General features: G+C 63.3%; 20 protein-coding genes. 11 read left to right on the top strand and 9 right to left on the bottom strand.

Translation table 11 applies throughout. The annotated features are described in order from the left end of the window. Positions 1-12: 12 nt before the first annotated feature. Positions 13-315, top strand: coding sequence for a DUF6916 family protein (locus tag ACVWZA_RS09810; protein WP_457311013.1), 303 nt, complete (start codon positions 13-15; stop codon positions 313-315). Here the strand turns inward: ACVWZA_RS09810 and ACVWZA_RS09815 are convergent. The 7 genes from ACVWZA_RS09815 to ACVWZA_RS09845 form a co-directional block, all read right to left on the bottom strand. Further along, positions 308-841, bottom strand: coding sequence for a GNAT family N-acetyltransferase (locus ACVWZA_RS09815; RefSeq protein WP_457311014.1), 534 nt, complete (start codon positions 839-841; stop codon positions 308-310). The genes ACVWZA_RS09810 and ACVWZA_RS09815 overlap by 8 nt on opposite strands. 8 nt (positions 842-849) lie before the next feature. Continuing rightward, the gene (locus ACVWZA_RS09820; RefSeq protein ID WP_457311015.1) at positions 850-1,389 is read right to left on the bottom strand and encodes a phage tail protein; all 540 of its coding nucleotides are present in this window, start codon (positions 1,387-1,389) and stop codon (positions 850-852) included. A 16-nt stretch (positions 1,390-1,405) separates the two neighbouring features. Beyond that, the gene (locus tag ACVWZA_RS09825; RefSeq protein ID WP_457311016.1) at positions 1,406-1,948 is read right to left on the bottom strand and encodes a phage tail protein; all 543 of its coding nucleotides are present in this window, start codon (positions 1,946-1,948) and stop codon (positions 1,406-1,408) included. Between the two features lie 33 nt (positions 1,949-1,981). Further along, entirely contained in the window at positions 1,982-2,491 is a 510-nt protein-coding gene (locus ACVWZA_RS09830; RefSeq protein ID WP_457311017.1) for a phage tail protein, read from the bottom strand. Positions 2,492-2,747: 256 nt separating this feature from the next. Continuing rightward, the gene (locus ACVWZA_RS09835) at positions 2,748-3,290 is read right to left on the bottom strand and encodes a phage tail protein (RefSeq protein ID WP_457311018.1); all 543 of its coding nucleotides are present in this window, start codon (positions 3,288-3,290) and stop codon (positions 2,748-2,750) included. A gap of 16 nt (positions 3,291-3,306) precedes the next feature. Continuing rightward, the gene (locus ACVWZA_RS09840) at positions 3,307-3,852 is read right to left on the bottom strand and encodes a phage tail protein (RefSeq protein ID WP_457311019.1); all 546 of its coding nucleotides are present in this window, start codon (positions 3,850-3,852) and stop codon (positions 3,307-3,309) included. A 36-nt stretch (positions 3,853-3,888) separates the two neighbouring features. Then, the gene (locus tag ACVWZA_RS09845; protein WP_457311020.1) at positions 3,889-4,413 is read right to left on the bottom strand and encodes a phage tail protein; all 525 of its coding nucleotides are present in this window, start codon (positions 4,411-4,413) and stop codon (positions 3,889-3,891) included. A 318-nt stretch (positions 4,414-4,731) separates the two neighbouring features. Here ACVWZA_RS09845 and ACVWZA_RS09850 point away from each other — a divergent pair, with 318 nt between their 5' ends. Further along, the gene (locus ACVWZA_RS09850) at positions 4,732-4,938 is read left to right on the top strand and encodes a hypothetical protein (protein WP_457311021.1); all 207 of its coding nucleotides are present in this window, start codon (positions 4,732-4,734) and stop codon (positions 4,936-4,938) included. 23 nt (positions 4,939-4,961) lie between these two features. Here the strand turns inward: ACVWZA_RS09850 and ACVWZA_RS09855 are convergent, their stop codons facing one another. Then, positions 4,962-6,872 (bottom strand): asparagine synthase-related protein, encoded by a 1,911-nt coding sequence (locus ACVWZA_RS09855; protein WP_457311022.1) that lies wholly within the window; start codon positions 6,870-6,872, stop codon positions 4,962-4,964. A gap of 13 nt (positions 6,873-6,885) precedes the next feature. Beyond that, on the bottom strand, positions 6,886-8,103 hold the full coding sequence (locus ACVWZA_RS09860; protein ID WP_457311023.1) for a hypothetical protein: 1,218 nt from the start codon (positions 8,101-8,103) through the stop codon (positions 6,886-6,888). Positions 8,104-8,195: 92 nt separating this feature from the next. On the opposite strand from ACVWZA_RS09860, the gene ACVWZA_RS09865 reads away from it, so the two are divergent. The 9 genes from ACVWZA_RS09865 to virB11 all read left to right on the top strand — a co-directional run bounded on the left by ACVWZA_RS09865 (position 8,196) and on the right by virB11 (position 16,818). Continuing rightward, positions 8,196-8,819: an aspartyl/asparaginyl beta-hydroxylase domain-containing protein gene (locus ACVWZA_RS09865; protein ID WP_457311024.1), complete on the top strand. Its 624-nt coding sequence runs from the start codon at positions 8,196-8,198 to the stop codon at positions 8,817-8,819. 206 nt (positions 8,820-9,025) lie between these two features. Further along, the gene (locus tag ACVWZA_RS09870; RefSeq protein WP_457311154.1) at positions 9,026-9,301 is read left to right on the top strand and encodes a TrbC/VirB2 family protein; all 276 of its coding nucleotides are present in this window, start codon (positions 9,026-9,028) and stop codon (positions 9,299-9,301) included. Positions 9,302-9,303: 2 nt separating this feature from the next. Then, positions 9,304-9,588 carry a type IV secretion system protein VirB3 gene (locus ACVWZA_RS09875; protein WP_457311025.1) on the top strand — a complete coding sequence of 95 codons (285 nt, stop codon included), beginning with the start codon at positions 9,304-9,306 and terminating at the stop codon, positions 9,586-9,588. Continuing rightward, complete coding sequence (locus tag ACVWZA_RS09880; RefSeq protein WP_457311026.1) at positions 9,567-11,939, top strand: VirB4 family type IV secretion/conjugal transfer ATPase; 2,373 nt, start codon at positions 9,567-9,569, stop codon at positions 11,937-11,939. Before ACVWZA_RS09875 ends, ACVWZA_RS09880 begins: the two co-directional genes overlap by 22 nt. Continuing rightward, positions 11,939-13,210, top strand: coding sequence for a type IV secretion system protein (locus ACVWZA_RS09885; RefSeq protein ID WP_457311027.1), 1,272 nt, complete (start codon positions 11,939-11,941; stop codon positions 13,208-13,210). The genes ACVWZA_RS09880 and ACVWZA_RS09885 overlap by 1 nt, the downstream gene beginning before the upstream one ends. Further along, a complete protein-coding gene (locus tag ACVWZA_RS09890) occupies positions 13,207-14,040 on the top strand; it encodes a virB8 family protein (RefSeq protein ID WP_457311028.1) in 834 nt (277 codons plus the stop codon). Before ACVWZA_RS09885 ends, ACVWZA_RS09890 begins: the two co-directional genes overlap by 4 nt. Continuing rightward, positions 14,037-14,723, top strand: a complete 687-nt coding sequence (locus ACVWZA_RS09895; RefSeq protein ID WP_457311029.1) for a TrbG/VirB9 family P-type conjugative transfer protein — start codon at positions 14,037-14,039, stop codon at positions 14,721-14,723. Before ACVWZA_RS09890 ends, ACVWZA_RS09895 begins: the two co-directional genes overlap by 4 nt. Then, the gene (locus tag ACVWZA_RS09900) at positions 14,723-15,823 is read left to right on the top strand and encodes a TrbI/VirB10 family protein (protein WP_457311030.1); all 1,101 of its coding nucleotides are present in this window, start codon (positions 14,723-14,725) and stop codon (positions 15,821-15,823) included. The genes ACVWZA_RS09895 and ACVWZA_RS09900 overlap by 1 nt, the downstream gene beginning before the upstream one ends. Beyond that, complete coding sequence (virB11, locus tag ACVWZA_RS09905) at positions 15,820-16,818, top strand: P-type DNA transfer ATPase VirB11 (RefSeq protein ID WP_457311031.1); 999 nt, start codon at positions 15,820-15,822, stop codon at positions 16,816-16,818. Before ACVWZA_RS09900 ends, virB11 begins: the two co-directional genes overlap by 4 nt. The last annotated feature ends 78 nt before the right edge of the window (positions 16,819-16,896 follow it).

Here is a 16,896-nt window from a genome sequence, read left to right on the forward strand (position 1 = left end):
AGGCATAGGGATATGGTCGATGTTATTCTGGCATGCGATGATTTCACGGCGCAGCTAGGCACGAGCTTCACGCTGGTTGACCCAGAAGGCACCACAACCGAACTCGTGCTGACCGAGGTCGTGGGCCAGAGCTCGCTCAAGCGAACGGATGCTCCGCGCGAACCTTTCTCGTTGCAGTTCAAAGCGGCCGACGCAGTCGTCCGGCCGCAGTTCAGCTATTTGCTGCAGCACGCGGCGATGGGTGACCAGCACATTTTCCTGGTGCCGGTAGCCAAGGACGAGAGCGGCGTGACGTACGAAGCGTGCTTCAGCTAGCCGAAGCCGGAGTGCTGACTCTTTCCATTTCGAGATAGACCTCAAGCTCACGGACCATGGTGAAGCCGAGCCGCTGATAGAGGTGAAGCGCGGGATTGAATTTTTCAACGAAAATGCCGACGCCGCGCCCGGTTTGCGCCGCCGCCTCGATCAATGCCTCGATGATGAGGCGCCCCGCCCCCTTGCCCCGCGCCTCGGGCATCAGCGCGATGTCGACGATTGATACGATGGTCTCGCGGCGCTCGAGATAGAGTCGGCCGACCGGCTCTCCATGATGCTCGATGACATGAAAATCGCATGCCAGCTGTGTCTTGTAATGGTGCCGCTGGGCGGTGAATTGCTGCGCCAGAAACAGGGATTTCTGCCCCTCGCTCCAGCCGGAGACCTGTGCGAGTTCCTCCTCACGCGTCGAAGCATAAAGCCGCATCGCGAACGGCACATCCGCGTCGGCTTCGGGGCGCAGCGAAAAGCCCTGCGCGGCGAGCGCCCCCGGCAGGTGAAACGGAAAACCCGCAGGCGTGATCATCGGGCCGCCTAGTTGCGCGCGGGGAAAACGCCTTGCAACGCGATGCAAAAATTCAACGCGAGATAGGGTTGCATATTATTGTGCGGCACCGACCCGCCCCGTGCCTGGAGAGCCTGCGGGTTCAATGCAACTGCTGGCGCTGCGACGGTCGAATACGCGTTACCGGGGTTGGAAACGCCCAGTTGGGCGGCGCCGGTCGGGGTCGGCACGTTCTGAGCCTGATTGATCGGGCTGAGGGTTGCTGCGGCGAGCACATGGTCATGTGCGGGCATCTCGCTGGTCAACAAGGTGACGCTCGACACGCCGCTCACCTCTCCAAGGGCATAATCGCTCAGGCCGGGGCCCTGGCCTCGCGACATGCCGGCATTGTTCTGAAAATTGGGTAGCGCGAATGTCGACCGGCCGTCGCCACCATAAGTCGTGCCCAGCAGTGAGAAGAGCGCCGTGTTCTGGGAAATCCCCAAGATCTGGCCTGCACAAAGCGCCCACCCGGTAGGCGCGAAATTAAAGCCGAAGATACGGATCTCGGCAACGAAAGGAGAAGACATCGTCCGAAACTCCTGATCAATTCTGTGAAGGGAAGACGCCGAACAGCGAGATGATATAGGTCACCGCCAGCGCCGGCATTCGGTTCTCATGCGGCTGGCTGCCGCCCTGCGGCGATATGCTCGTCGCGGCCATCGGAGCCTGAACCAGAGTGCTGGTTCCCGGCACGACATACATCGAATAGGAGCTGGCGGTTGGATTGACCGTGCCTGGCACGGCATTTGTTGGCGACGGCAATGTCGCGGGAGTGGTCGACGCAGCCAGAGTGTGACTGTGCGCTGGTATCTGGTTAAGAGTCAGCGTGACGCTTTCGGTACCGGCGGACTCACCTATGACATAGTTCGACAGACCCGATCCGGCTCCCTGATGGATTGGCAATCGGCCACGCAGGTCGGGCAGCGCAAAGGTTTCTTGCCCATCGCCACCATACGTCGTTCCGATAAGCTGGAACAGCGTCTCATTCTCAGAGATCGGCTGCAAGCTGCCATCGCAATGCGCCCAGCCAGCGGGGGCAAAGTTACCTCCGAACATGCGAATTTCACCAACAAAAGGTTGCGACATAAAATTCTCCGTGCCGATAGGCCGAACGGTGGATCAGTTGCGCGAGGGGAAGATACCCTGCAGTGCGATGACGAACATGATGGTGAGAAAGGGCTGCAGATTATTGTGCGCCTGGCTTCCCCCTCGATTGCCGACCGACGCCGGCGCCAGCGAAACCAAGTTGGTCGGCGGTGAGTAAAATTGTACATCGTTACGCGAATCGGCGGCCAGCGTGGCATTGTTGGCCGGTCGCTTGTCGCCGACGGCGGACGTGCCGTTCAATTGATGAACATGCGCCGGCATTTCGGAGATGTTCAGCGTATGGGCCTCCTCGCCCGCCCGCGCGCCCAGCGGATAGGTATTGTCAAAGCCGATCGGCGTCCGACTCCGCAGATCGGGCAGCGCGAAATTCACCCGGCCATCACCGCCATAGGTGGTGCCAAGCAACGAGAAAAGCCCTTGATTCTGGTTGATCGGGAGCAATTGCCCATTGCATTGCGCAAAGGATCTCGGCGCGAAATTGAACGAGCAAAGCTTAATTTCGCCCAGGTACGGAGTGCCCATGCCAGCCCCTCATGCTTCGTTTCGGGGAAAAGAAGCCACCAGCCACTCGCCCCCAAGTGTTGAGACATTTGGATGGATCGTTTTGCGTCAGGACTCAACAGGTATTTCGCATCCGGTACAAACAACCGACGGCGCCATGCGCATGTCGAAACCGGGGTATCTGATCGGTCACACGCTATCCGCGGCAAAGGATCACGGTTCCGCCGGGAGCGCGGCGCCCGGTCAGGCTCGAAACGAGCCCCGCCTTGCACCGAACTTAGTTGCGTGTCGGAAAAATACCTTGTGTCGCGATGCAAAACATTAATGCGAGATAGGGCTGATAATTGTTATGCGGCTGGTTGCCGCCCACGACCCCTTGAATGGCTTCCGTCGCCATCGCAACGGGTGGCGACACTGCGCTGGAATAGGCGTTGCCGGGGTTGGAAATGCCCATCACGGTGGTCCCGCCAGGCGTCGGCACATTCTGCGCCTGATTGATGGGTGACAGCGTACCAGCGTTCAGCGGATGACGGTGCGCTGGCATCTCGTTGGACCCGATCGTCACCATGGGCGTACCGACTTGTTCGCCGATGACATAAGAGGACGTGCCGGACGACTGCCCCTCGCCGTTGGTAGCGCGTCCGCGCAAATCGGGCAGCGCAAAGGTCGAAGTCCCGTTGCCGCCGTAATAAGTCCCGATGAGCGAGAACAACGCGGTATTCTGCGAAATCGGCAGGATTTGTCCATCGCATGCGGCCCAGCCACGCGGCGCGAAAGTATAGGGGAATATGCGCACTTCGGCGATAAATGGCGTGGACATGATCCAGACTCCGGAATTAGTTGCGCGAGGGGAATATGCCGTCCAAGGCAATAATATATGACAGGGTCACCGTCGGCATAAGATTGTCGTGTGGCTGACCGTTCCCGGCGGACGTGACGCTAGTGGCGGCGAGCGGTGTCAGCGTAACCGCGCTGGTCCCGACCGTGTTGACATAGAAGGAATAACTCGTCGCCGTCGGATTGACGGTGCCCGCCACGGCATTGGCCGGCCCAGCGAGGGTTGCCGGCGTGGTCGATGCAAATGCGGCATGGGTATGAGCGGGAAGTTCCGCCGCCGTCAGCGCGACGGTTTCCTGTCCCGCCTTTTGCCCCATAACGCGCGCGGTCAGGCCCGGCCCCGTCCCCTGATGCACCGGCACCCGGCCGCGCAGATCAGGCAGCGCGAACGTATTTACGCCGTCGCCGCCATAAGCCGTGCCGAGCAACGCGTAGAGCGCACTGTTGCTCGCGATCGACTGCAGCGATCCATCGCAAAAATGCCACCCGCGCGGCGCGAAACTCCCTGCGAAAATCCGGATCTCACCAAGAAAATAATCACTCATGTCATTCTCCGCGCCACTTGGGCGAATGGGTTCGCATCAGTTACGCGAGGGGAAGATACCTTCTAGCGCAATGGCGAAATTGATGACGCTGAACGGTTGCATATTCTCATGCCCGGCATTGGCCCCGACCGCACCGAGCGCAGACGGAGAGAGCTGGACCAAGTTGGTCGCGGGCGAATAGAATTGCACATCGGCGCGCGAATCCGGCGCTTGCGTATTGCCGCCGGCGGGCCGCCTGTCGGCGGGGTTCGACGTACCGACCATATCATGCTCGTGCGCGGGAATCTGAGTGACGAGCAGGGATACTTTTTCCTGACCGGCAACCTGGCCCAACGGGACATTCGCCAGCCCCGGCCCCTGCCCGCGATGGATCGGCGTGCGACCGCGAAGATCGGGCAGCCCGAAGGTTGTCTGCCCGTTACCGCCATAGGTCGTGCCGAGCAGGGCGAACAGTGCAGTGTTCTGCGCGATCGACAATAGCTGCCCATTGCACAGCGCATGCGAGCGCGGCGCAAATTCAAAACCGGTCATGACGATCTGACCGAGATATGGTTGCGTCACGGCATCCCCCCAATTCTGTCGAGGGCGTTGCCGTTAACCACCCGCCCCCGGTTGGTGAACGACTTGGATGGATCGTTTCGCAGTCGTGTACAACCGCAATATTTTACAATCGACGCGGCATACGATCTGCGTGAGCACTAACTTGCTCTAATAAGTAACAAAATGTTTGAGAAAGGCCAATGCGGCACTCGACCGGTGAGCGACCGTCGCAATTTCGGCGCATAGCGACCCCAACCAACATGTTGCGAAAGCAGAACGGTTCTGCCATCCCTAAAGCCCTGTAGTGGGGCGCAGGGGCCCGGGGGAGCGGCTGAGATCATGAAGGCAAACAACTCAACGGCTGGAATGTCCGCGGACTTGCCGACGTGCGACGTCACGCAGTCGGACGATTTCGCCATCAGCCAGCGTAAGCCCTGGACCACACCTATGGTCTTCACGGCGAGCACGAAACAGGAAACCGCCGCATACACAGTTGGTTTCGGTAGCGATTTCAGCACGACCAAGTACGGCCCGTTCGGCTCCTGACCAAATTGCGACGACCGCACGCGTCAGCGATTGCGGTCGTCGAACCAGGCAATGAAGCGCGCCAGCGCGATCGTGCGTGATGCCCGGTGCAGCGCGCGAAGACCGTTGCGTTCCGACGGGTCAATCGCCTCGATCGAGTGCGCCAGCGCCTTGAAATCGATATATCGCGATAGACGGCCGTCATGGTCCAGCGCGCGCACCGCAGCCAGAGCGTCCGGCACGCTATCGCGCGTCGCATGGTACATATCGGGGCTTTCCGACATATTGCCGGGACCGCTGAGCAGTAACCGTACGGGCAAATATTCGGCCAGCGCCATCCGCGCCAGATAACGCTCATTGCCGAATCGCAGATGCAGGAAATCCGGGATTGCCAGCGCAAGCTCGACGACGCGGCGGTCCAGATAGGGGCGGGAAAATTCAAGTCCCTCGCTCGCCGCCAGGATTGTTTCATTCGGCTGGCTCCATGCCGCCTTGCGTAGGAAATCGAGCCGTCGCGCCTCCCAGCGATAATAGGCCGGCCCCGGCACGATCAGCCGGTCAGGGTCGATCGTGCCTTGATCGAACAACCGTTGCGCGAAGCTCGCATTGATCGGCCGCATCCGCCACATCGGCACACCGCGCCGCCGCCAGGAACGGATTGCCGCCGATAGCCATAACGGCGTCAGCGCGGGCATGACGTCCTCGCGCAGGATATGCAGCATCGACCGCCCGGTCGCGCGACGACGTGCGCGTAGCTCACGAAGAAAGCTGGGCACGCGCCCGCCGAGCAAAATGCGGCCGAGCATCGCTCCACTCCGCACGTTGAGGGTGAGATCGCCGCCCATGCCGTCCAGCACCATACGCGGGCCAGCCGCCGACGCCATGCGATAAAGGCCGCGACGGACATAGGCGGTGCTCGCGCTGTCGTCGGTCGCGGCGAAACTCGTCTCGATGTCGCTGAACGGGGTTTCGTCCGTGCGCACGAAATAGCGCAGATCGATGTGCGGATAGTCGCGGAATGCCTCGGCTGCGGCGCGTGAATCGTGCACCGGTGGCGGCGCATCCTCGGCCAGCGCCGAACATAAGGCGATGATTTGGTGCCCCTGTTCGGCCATCACCGGCGCGGCAAGCGCGGCGATCCCGCCACTGTCGAAGCCGCCGCTGAACAGCAAGGCAGGCGGACGCCCGAGCCGGCGTAGCCGGCACGCCACCGCTTCACCCAGCACCCGGCGATATCCATCGATATAATAGGTCTCGTCCCGGCCAAGATGCTCAGGCGCTGCGCGCGGTTGCCAATAAGCACGAATCGCGCGAGTGCCATCAGCCGCCAGCGTCAGGACATGTCCGCCCGGCAGGATCTCGATCCCCTCGTACAGGGTCGCGCCGATTCTGTGATCGACCGGAAAGAGCAGCCGCTGGCCGATCGCTTCTTCGGACAGTCGGCGTGGCACGCCCTCGACCGCCCACAACGCCTTCGGTTCGCTGGCGAAGGCGAACAGCCCCTCGCCATGGTGAAAAAAAACGCCGCGCTGGCCCATATGATCGCGCGCCAGCGTGAGCGTGCGCAACGCGCCATCCCAGATCGCAAAAACGAAATCGCCGAGCAGGCGATCGGCGCAATCCGCTCCCCATTCGCGATAGGCGGCGAGCAGCAACACACTGTCGGGCATATCGCGAAGCATCGTCTCGTCGATGCCGAGCGCGGCAGCCAGCGCTTCGCGATTGTCGAGCCGGAGATCGGCGACCAGCGTGATCGCGCCGTCACGAATCGGCTGTGCGTCATACCAGTCTTCGCGATTGACCCGCATCAGACAATGTCCGACGCCGACGCCGTCATCGACCTCGATATGCCGGCCATCGGGTCCGCGATGCGCAAGCGTATTGGCCATGCGTCCCAGCTCGCGTTCCGACACCATTCCGCGGTCGGTCCGGATCACGCCGAAGATCGCGCTCATCGCGCCTTCCCGATCACGCCGCGCCCGGCGCCAGACGCAGCGCCTCGAGCTGACGAAAGGGCTCGGCGAGGAACTCGGCCGCCGCAGCGCGGATCGCCGGCGTCGCGTCCTGCTGCTTGCGCTCGGTATCGCGGTTGAAACCCTGTCCGGGAGCCTTGGCATTCCGTTCGCTCGCGGTACGCAGCCTGGCGATCGCCTCGGCGCCGGGCGCGATCCCGAAATGGGGCAATATCTGGGCCTCGATCGCGCCTGGCAGCGCATCGTAATTGATCACCAGGCCGCCGCCCAAACCGTGATGGTCGATCACCGCATTGCTGACGCTGCGCAGAACGCGAGCGGTGTATTCCTCGAACGGCATGTCGCCGCCATCGATAATGCCGAAATCGACCGTTGTGCCGCCCGGCACAGCCTGCAGGCCGCGCATGCGCATATGCGAAACAAGTATTTCGACCGGATCGCGATAAAGAAAGACCCAGGGCGTGTCGGGAAATGCCTGACGGAACAGCGGCAGTTCGAGCGCATGCCAGCTGTCTAGCTTCACCACATAGTTGCGCGCCGCGCCGGTCCAGTCACGGCCCAGCGCACCGACCATGGTGCGCAACACATCGACCCGTGTTTCGAACGGCACGTCCTTGCGTACGTGGGTAAGTTGCACGACCGCATCGAGCGGCGGTGGTTCCGATACGACGATCGTATCGTCCATCGCCGCGAGCATCTGTGCCGCCAGGGTCGAGCCACAGCGCGAAAGATGGAAGATGAACCCGTTGGGAACGGTCAACGCCTCCCCCTCGGCGCCTTGCGCAAAAGCACCGAGCGGTGTGCGATACCGCATCAGCCGATTGAGCGGCAACGCGCGCGCGTGCGTCAGGGATCCGTTGAAAAACGGATCGGTCAGGCGCCGCCCCGCGAAGTGCATCCAGTCGACGACAAATTCCGGGCCGGCTGCGACCATGGCAGAGGGCAGCCAATGCTTGTCGGGCCAGGCAATATCGTTGGCAGGTCGATCGTCGAAGCGCGACAGGCCCAGCGGATCGGGCTGCAAGCCGGTCCACACATCCTCGCTCGATAGCGAAATGCCTGCCGCGATGGCGGCCTCGGCGACCGCCGCCGCGAACGAATTGCCCTCGTAAAGTGCCGCCAGCCGTTGTTGCAGTGGCACGTCGGTCATCAAATACCGGCGAAAACCATCGAGTAACGCCGGAACATTGCGGATGTCGGTATCTGTAGTCATGAATCGCGCGCGCCGTCTTTCCAACCGCCCTCGCGGCCGATAGGCTGACCGGATATCGGGGCATCGATCCCGATCAGGGGTGTCCGCCTATCATGCTCGATGTGCTGCAACAATCCGCCCATAGGCCCGCTCATAGCCCCACTCATAGTTATGCCGACCGCCTGCGCCTGCCCTTCTCGTTCGACCCCGAGAGGCTGTGCGCCGATCTTGAGCGGCTCGAACGGGATGCATGGACCAAACATTATGTGCCGCAGAATTACGAAGGCGACTGGAGCGTGCTGCCGTTGCGCTTCGCCAAGGGTGCGACGCACCCGATCAAGATGATCTACGCCGATCCGACCGCAACAGAATTCGTCGACGGACCCTATCTCGCCGCTTCGCCTTATCTGACGGAGGTGCTGGCGAGCTTCGAATGTCCGATGCACGCGGCGCGGCTGATGCGGCTGACCCCGGGGTCGGTGATCAAGGAGCACAATGATCATGATCTCGCCGCCGATTGGGGCAAGGCGCGGATCCATATCCCGATCACGACCAATCCCGGGGTCGAATTCATGCTCAACGGCATTCCGGTGGCGATGGCGCCGGGCAGCGCCTGGTATTTGCGGCTCGCCGACCCGCACCGTGTCGCCAATCGCGGCACCGAGGATCGCGTCCATCTCGTCGTCGATTGCGAGGTCAACGACTGGCTGGCGCAGATACTGCGCAGCGCAGCCTGAACCGGGCTGGCCGCCCGGACTGGCAGCCGGGACCCGCAGCATCGTCACCCAAATCGCCAACGGGACCAAATCGTCATCTAGGGATTGGCAATCGGCGGGCGAACGCGCAGTGTGCGGATCGATTCTGGTGGCGAAAGACCGGGTGGGGTAATTGCGTGAAGTTCCACAGTAAAACAGCGGCATTCTGGCTGGCGGGAAGCGCCGCGATGATTCAGTCGAGCATGGCAGCGGCGCAGGATTCGCTTGCCGATCCCGCGGGCTCTGGCGTGCTTGTCTCTGCGGTGCAATGGATGCAGGGCACTTTGCTCGGCACCGTCGCCACCGTCTGCGCGGTGATCGCGATCGCGGTGGTCGGGTTCATGATGCTGACCGGGCGGATCAACTGGCGCTACGGCGCGACGGTGATCCTGGGCTGTTTCATCCTGTTCGGCGCGGCGAGCATCGTCGCGGGCATTCAATCGACCGCCGGCCTGGGTAACTGAACATGACCGGGTTGGAGCGCGATACGGTGTTCGTCGCCCTCACCCGGCCACAGATGTTCGCCGGCGTCACCTATAGTTATTTCGTGGTCAACGCGGTCGTCGCGACCGAATTGTTCCTGATCTTCCATTCGATCTGGGTGCTGGCCGTGGCGCTCATCGTGCATGTCGCGGGTGTGCTGTTGTGCCTGCGCGAACCACGCATCTTCGACCTGTGGCTGACCCGTGTGTCGCGCTGTCCGCGCGTCCGCAACCATGCGATCTGGCGATGCAACTCCTACCGCCCCTGAGCCAGGACCGGAAGGCGGCAGCGCGAGAGAAACCGGCCGGCCATCACCTCCCTTATGCGCGGCATGTCGACGATCACACGATCGCGACCCGCGACGGGATGCTGATGCAGGTGATCCATCTGCGCGGGCTGCTGTTCGAGACCGCCGACACCGACGAGATCAATTACCGCAAGGGCCTGCGCGATGCGATGTTGCAGGCGATCGGATCGTCGCGTTTCGCGCTCAACCATCACGTCGTGCGCCGGCGCGTCGACACCGACATGGTCGCCGAATTCCCCGATGCCTTCTCCGAACAGCTCGACGCGGCATGGCGCGCGCGGCTCGATGCCAAGCAGCTGTATGTCAACGAACTGTTCCTGACCTTGATACGCCGGCCATTGCAGGGCCGCGTAGGCATTGCCGATCGGGTCCGTGGGCTGCTCGGCCGCTCCGTGACGACAGCGAACGACGAATCCGTCCATGAGTTGCGTCAGCTCGATGCCGCGCGCGACGCCTTGCTCGCTCAACTCGGTAGTTATGCGCCGCGCCTGCTCGGCGTTTACGACACCGCGCAGGGCCCGTGTTCCGAGCCGCTCGAATTCCTCTCCTCGCTGTACAATGGCGAAATGCGCCCCGTATTGCTGCCGATGCAGGATGCGGGCGATTACCTGCCTTATCGGCGGATCAGCTTCGGGCAGGACACGGTCGAATTGGCGCCCGCCGGCAACAGCCCGCGCGCCTTTGTCGGCATGGTCTCGATCAAGGATTACCCCGGCCAGACCGCGCCCGGCATGTTCGACGAATTGCTGCGCCTGCCGTTCGAACTGACCGTGTCGCAATCGTTCGGCTTCGTCGATCGCAACGCCGCGCTGGGCAAGATGAACCTGGCAATGCGCCGGATGAAATCGGCCGAGGATGAGGCCGTCAGCCTGCGCGCAGAATTGTCCAGCGCCAAGGACGAGGTCGCCGCCGGGCGCGCCGGTTATGGCGAACATCACATGACCATCGCGGTGCGCGGTACCACGCCGGGCGAGGTCGATGACGGCGTGGCGGAAGTGCAGGCATCGCTCGCCGATCTCGGCATCATCGCGGTGCGTGAGGAGATTGCGCTTGAGCCCGCATTCTGGGCACAGTTTCCGGGCAATTTCAAATATATCGCGCGACGTGGGTTGATCTCGACGGGCAATTTCGCTGGTCTAGCCAGCAGCCATAATTTCCCGCTCGGACGCGCGCAGGGCAATCATTGGGGCGATGCGGTGACGTTGCTCGAGACCACCGCGGCCGGCCCCTATCATTTCAATTTCCACCAGGGCGACCTGGGCAATTTCACCGTCATCGGCCCATCGGGCTCGGGCAAGACGGTGGTACTCAACTTCCTGCTCGCCCAGGCGCGCAAATTCCGGCCGCGGATCATCTTCTTCGACAAGGATCGCGGCGCGGAACTGTTCATCCGCGCGATCGGCGGGCGCTACGACTTGCTCCGTCCCGGCAACGCATCGGGGCTCAACCCGCTGCAGATCGATGACAATGCCGCCAACCGGCAATTCCTGATCGACTGGGTCGCAATGCTGGTCGGCGGCGCGGACATCGACGATGTCGCCAGGATCAAGGACGCGATCGACGCCAGTTTCGCGCAGCCGATCGAACATCGCCGCTTGCGCCATCTCGCCGAGCTGTTCCGTGGCGGGCATCGTCCGCATGCCGCCGACATGTGGGCGCGGCTGCGGCCATGGTGGGGTGATGGCGAACGCGCCTGGCTGTTCGATAACGAGCGCGACCTGACCGATTTGTCGGCGGAAGCGGTCGGCTTCGACATGACCGCGATCCTCGACGATCCGACTGTACGGACCCCGGCAATGATGTACCTGTTCCACCGCGTCGAGGAACGGCTCGACGGCACGGCAGCGATCATCGTCGTCGATGAAGGGTGGAAGGCGCTCGACGACGATGTGTTCGTGCGCCGGATCAAGGACTGGGAAAAGACGATCCGCAAACGCAACGGCATCGTCGGCTTCGCCACACAGAGCGCGCAGGACGCGCTGGAGAGCAAGATCGCCAGCGCGATCATCGAGCAGGCCGCGACGCAGATCTTCATGACCAATCCCAAGGCGCGGGCGGCGGATTATATCGACGGCTTCGGGCTGACGCCGCACGAATATGAACTGGTGCGAACGCTGCCCGACGATGCGCATTGCTTCCTGGTCAAGCACGGCACCGACAGCGTCGTCGCACGGCTCAACCTGACCGGCGAGCGCGACCTGCTGACCATATTATCGGGGCGCGAACGCACGGTGCGATTGCTCGACGAGATCCGCCAGACCAGCGGCGACGATCCGGTCGACTGGATCCCCAAATTGCTCGAGCGCGCCTGATGGCTTGTCCGTCAATCTATTCCGGCGACGCGTTCCTGGCGGGCGTGCTCAATTATGTCGATTGCCAGGCGCAAGCGATCGGCCAGGGTGGATATCAGGCGCTGGCGACGCCGGGATCCGGCGTGTCGCTGATGCTCGGCGGCATGCTGACCTTGTTCATCGCGCTATTCGGCTATCGCATGATCCTGGGCCAGACACCCGATGCGCGCGATGGCGTAGCGGCGGTGGTCAAGATCGGGCTGGTGCTGGTGCTGGCGACGAGCTGGCCGGCATTCCGTGCGCTTGCCTATAATGTCGCGATGCATGGCCCGGCGCAGCTCGCGGCCAATATCGGCCAGCCGGCCGGGCTACCGGGCTCTGGCGGCGGGTTGATCGCACGGCTGCAGGGCGTCGATAATAATATCGCGGCATTGATCGCGATCGGCACGGGCAAGCCGGACGATGCCGAAGTGATCGCCGGCCCGACCCAGACACTGACCCCGCAACAGCAGCAGCAGGAACAGCAAAGGCTGCAACGCGGCCTGCAACGCCCGCGCTGGGATCCGGCCAAGGATAATGACCGGCTCGGGCAGGCGCGCACCCTCTATCTCACCGGCGCAATCGCCGGGTTCGCCTCGGTGCGCCTGGTTGCCGGGCTGTTGCTCGCCTTGGGACCGTTATTCGCACTGTTCCTGCTGTTCGATGCAACCCGTGGGTTGTTCGAGGGATGGGTGCGAGGCGTGGTTGGCGCGACGCTTGGCGCGCTGTCGACCGCGATCATCCTCGGTGTCGAACTGGCGCTGATCGAGCCGTGGTTGGCGAACGTATTGACCCAACGCTACGCCGATATCTCGACGCCGGCCGCACCGGTCGAATTGCTCGTCATGACTTTGGTGTTCGCGCTGACGCTGATCGCCACGCTGATCGCGGTGGCGAAAGTCGCGCATGGCTTCCGCATCCCCGATACATGGCGGCTGTCCCCTACCCGCCTCGCCGATGCGCTGTCCGGTCAGGACCGGCGACAGGCATTGCTGCCCGCGCCGAGCCGGTCGGCAATTGCGGACGAGCCGCGTTCGCGCGCGATCGCGATCGCCGACGCGGTCGCCGCGAGCCAGCGGCGCGACGCCGCGGCACCACCACCGCCGGTGACGCAGATCGGTGCGCGGATCGGCAGCCAGGCGGTGTCGCGTGACATTCCGGTGGCGGCGGCGACGCCGCTCGGCCAAAGCAATCGCCGCCGCACCAGGGGGCGTGTGTCGGCAGGGGCCGCGCGGCGGGACGGGAACAGATGAACAAGACCACGAAGATACCGCGCGAAAGCTATTACAAGGCTGCGGAAACCTGGGCCAACGACCAGCAGGAAGCGTTGCGCGCGTCGCGCAAGGTCGCATGGATCGTTGCGACCGCTGCGATTGTGATCGCCCTGTTCGAGGCGATCGCGCTGATCGTGCTAATGCCGCTGAAGACGGTGGTGCCCTATACGCTGTTGGTCGATCGCAACACCGGCTTTGTCGAGACGCTGAAGCCGCTCGATGCGGCGACGATCGCACCGGACAAGGCGCTGACTCAGTCGTTCCTGGTGCAATATGTCATCGCCCGCGAAAGCTTCGACATCGACGCGCTGCAATCCAATTATCGCAAGGCGTCGCTTTGGTCGGCCGATCCGGCGCGATCGGAATATGTATCGAGCGTCCAATATTCCAACCCTGACAGCCCGTTGGCGCGACTACCGAAATCAACCACAATCTCGACCCGCGTGAAGAGCATCTCCCCGCTAGGCGGCAATTCGGCGCTGGTCCGGTTCGAAACGCAGCGACGCGACGCGGGTGGCCAAGCCAAGCCACCACAAGCCTGGGTATCGATCATCCGTTATCGCTTCTCGGGCGAGCCGATGCAGCGTGAGGATCGCTTCATGAACCCGCTCGGTTTCCAGGTGCTGCGCTATCGCCGCGATGCCGAAGCGCTGGCTCCGGCCGATCCGGTGGTCGTTGTTCCTCCGGGCACGGTAGTGATCCAGCAAGAGTCAGCGCCGACCGGCGCCGCCGTGCGCGCCTATCCAAACAGCATCCCGCAACAGGCCCCCGCACCTCGGCGATCAGGCGGCAGCGGGGTCACGCTTTGAGGCTATTGCTCGCTCTTTGCCTGCTCGCCGCCCCGCTCGCGGCCACCGCACAAACGCGTCCCGTTCCTGGCCCCGGCGACCCGCGTATCCAGACGGTCGCGTACGACGCGGCGCAGGTCGTCTCGCTGCAAGTCGCGAGCGGTTATCAATTGACCGTCGAATTCGGCCCCGGCGAGCGGGTCGAGAATGTCGCGGTCGGGGACAGTGGTGCATGGCAGGTGACCCCGAACAAGCGCGGTGACCATCTGTTCATCAAGGCGGTGCAGAATGGTGTGTCGACCAACATGACGGTGGTGACCGACGCACGAAGTTATAATTTCGAGCTACTGCCGCTTTATGGTCCGCTGCCCGACATGGCGTTCACTGTGCGCTTCACCTACCCCGCACCCGCCGTCGCATCGGTCGCGACCACGGCCGAAAAACAGCCGGGACGCTACAAGCTGAGCGGCGCGCGCGACATCTGGCCGAGCGCAATCGACGACGATGGCGAAAAGACCTTCATCTCCTGGCCCATGGAGAGCGCGCTTCCGGCGGTGTTCGCACTCGATTCGAGGAAGCGCGAAACGCTGGTCGATGGCGCGATGCGCGATGGCCAATATGTCATCGACAGCGTGCAGCAAAGGCTCGTTTTTCGCTTCGACAAGAAGATCGCCCGCGCCGATCGCGTCAGGGCCAAGAACTGATGGCGACCAGGCCATCCGGTGGCGATCCACGCATCGCCGGCCAGCGTGAGGGCGATATCCGTCCGGTAGTCGCGATGCCGTCTTCGGGCGTGCCGATCTGGGTGATCGCGATCGGCATCGTGATCGCCGCAGTGCTGCTGTTCACGATCCTCGATGGCCGACGCCGCGCACTGACCGCGCCCGCGACCAAGGCGCGCGCCTCCGACCTGTCGGGCGGCGCGGCGGTTCAGCCCGCGCCGCTTTATATCCCCCCGGAGGCAGTTCTCGTCGCACCCCAGCCGCTGGTTGTGCCGACGACGGCTCCGCCGCCGCCTCGGCCCGCGCCGCAGCCTCGTATCGTTTATATGCCGCCGCCGATGCAGCAGATGCCGCCGCAATACCAAGGGCCGCCTGCGCCGCCAGTTGCGGCGCGCAGCACGGCGGATCCTGTGCTGGTGGTCGATCTCGGCAGCGGCGAAGCGCCGGCTGCGGCACCCGATGGCGCGGGCGCCGGCACCGCAGGTGGAGTCGGTGGCGCCAGCGTCCGCGCCGGTTACATGCGCAATCGCGCGACCACCGTGCCGCAGGGCGCGCTGATCCCCGCGGTGCTCGAAACAGCGCTCGATTCGACTCGGCCGGGGTTGGCCCGTGCGCTGGTGCAAAGCGATGTGCGCGGCTTCGACGGCAGCAAGATATTGATCCAGCGCGGCAGTCGCCTGATCGGCGAATATAAGGCCGATCTGCGGCCCGGACAGAACCGCGCATTAGTCATGTGGACTCGGCTGGTGCGCCCCGACGGCGTGACGATCGCGCTCAATTCGCCCGCCGCCGACCCGCTCGGCCAAGTCGGCATCAAGGGCAGGGTCAACAGCCATTTTCTCGCCCGTTTCGGCGCGGCGATCCTGCAATCGACGCTTGATGTCGGGGTCAATCTCGCCTCGCGGGTTGGCGGCAATAATTCCGCTGTCGTGGTCGCCCTGCCCGGCGCGGTGCAGAACAGTGCCGCCCCGCTGACCAACGGTTCGCAGATTCAGCCGACCTTGCGTGTCCGGCAGGGCACCGCGATCAGCGTGTTCGTCGCGCGCGATCTCGATTTCACCGGGGTCGAGGGACGGCGATGAGCGCGAGCACCATTACCAGCGATCGCCCGCTCTACCTGCAAAGCTATCTCGCACCGCTCGCCGAATATCTGATGCGGCCCGATATCACCGACATCTATGTCAACCGTCCCGGCGAAGTGTGGATCGAAAGCATGGCGGGCGCGATCGAACGCCATGACGCGCCCGGCCTGGACGAAGCGACATTGGCGCGGCTCGCGCGGCAGATCGCGGCTTTGTCCAACCAGGGGATCAGCCGCGAACATCCGCTGCTTTCTGCGTCCTTGCCGGACGGCGCGCGGGTGCAGATCGTCGTCCCGCCGGCGACCCGGTCGGGTCTGGCGCTGGCGATACGCAAACATGTCTCGCCCGACCTGACGCTCGACGATTATGTCGCGACCGGGGCGTTCGCCGATACGCGGCATGGCGATCTTTCGGCTCGCAGCGAAATCGACATCAAGCTCGCCGCCTTGCTTGATGCGGGCGACATCGCCGCGATGCTCGCGCTGGCGGTGCGGTCGCGCAAGAACATCCTGGTGTCCGGCGGCACATCGACCGGCAAGACCACTTTTCTCAACGCGCTGCTCCGCGAAATCCCCGAGGCGGAACGGCTGATCCTGATCGAGGACACGCCCGAATTGAAGCTGCGCCACGAAAACGCGATCGGCCTGCTCGCGGCGCGCGGGGAACTCGGCGAAGCACGGGTGACCGCCGACGACCTGCTCGCGGCATCGCTGCGCATGCGGCCTGATCGCATCATTGTCGGCGAATTGCGCGGTAACGAGGCCTATACTTTCCTGCGCGCGGTCAACACCGGGCACCCCGGATCGATGACCACGGTTCACGCCGACAGCACCGAACGCGCGATCGAACAAATCACCTTGCTCGTACTGCAAACCGGCACGCAGCTTGGCCGCGAAGATGTGCATCATTATGTCCGCAGCACCGTCGATGTGTTTGTGCAGCTCGCACGCTCCGGCGGCCGGCGACATATCGCCGAGGTGATGCTCGTTCGATAAGCTTGCCCGGGTTACAAGTGGGTAGAGCAAATGGTTGTAACGATCTGAATGTATCGTTACGCTGACGATAATAAGGTT

The organism is Sphingomonas sp. UYAg733 (assembly GCF_054057355.1).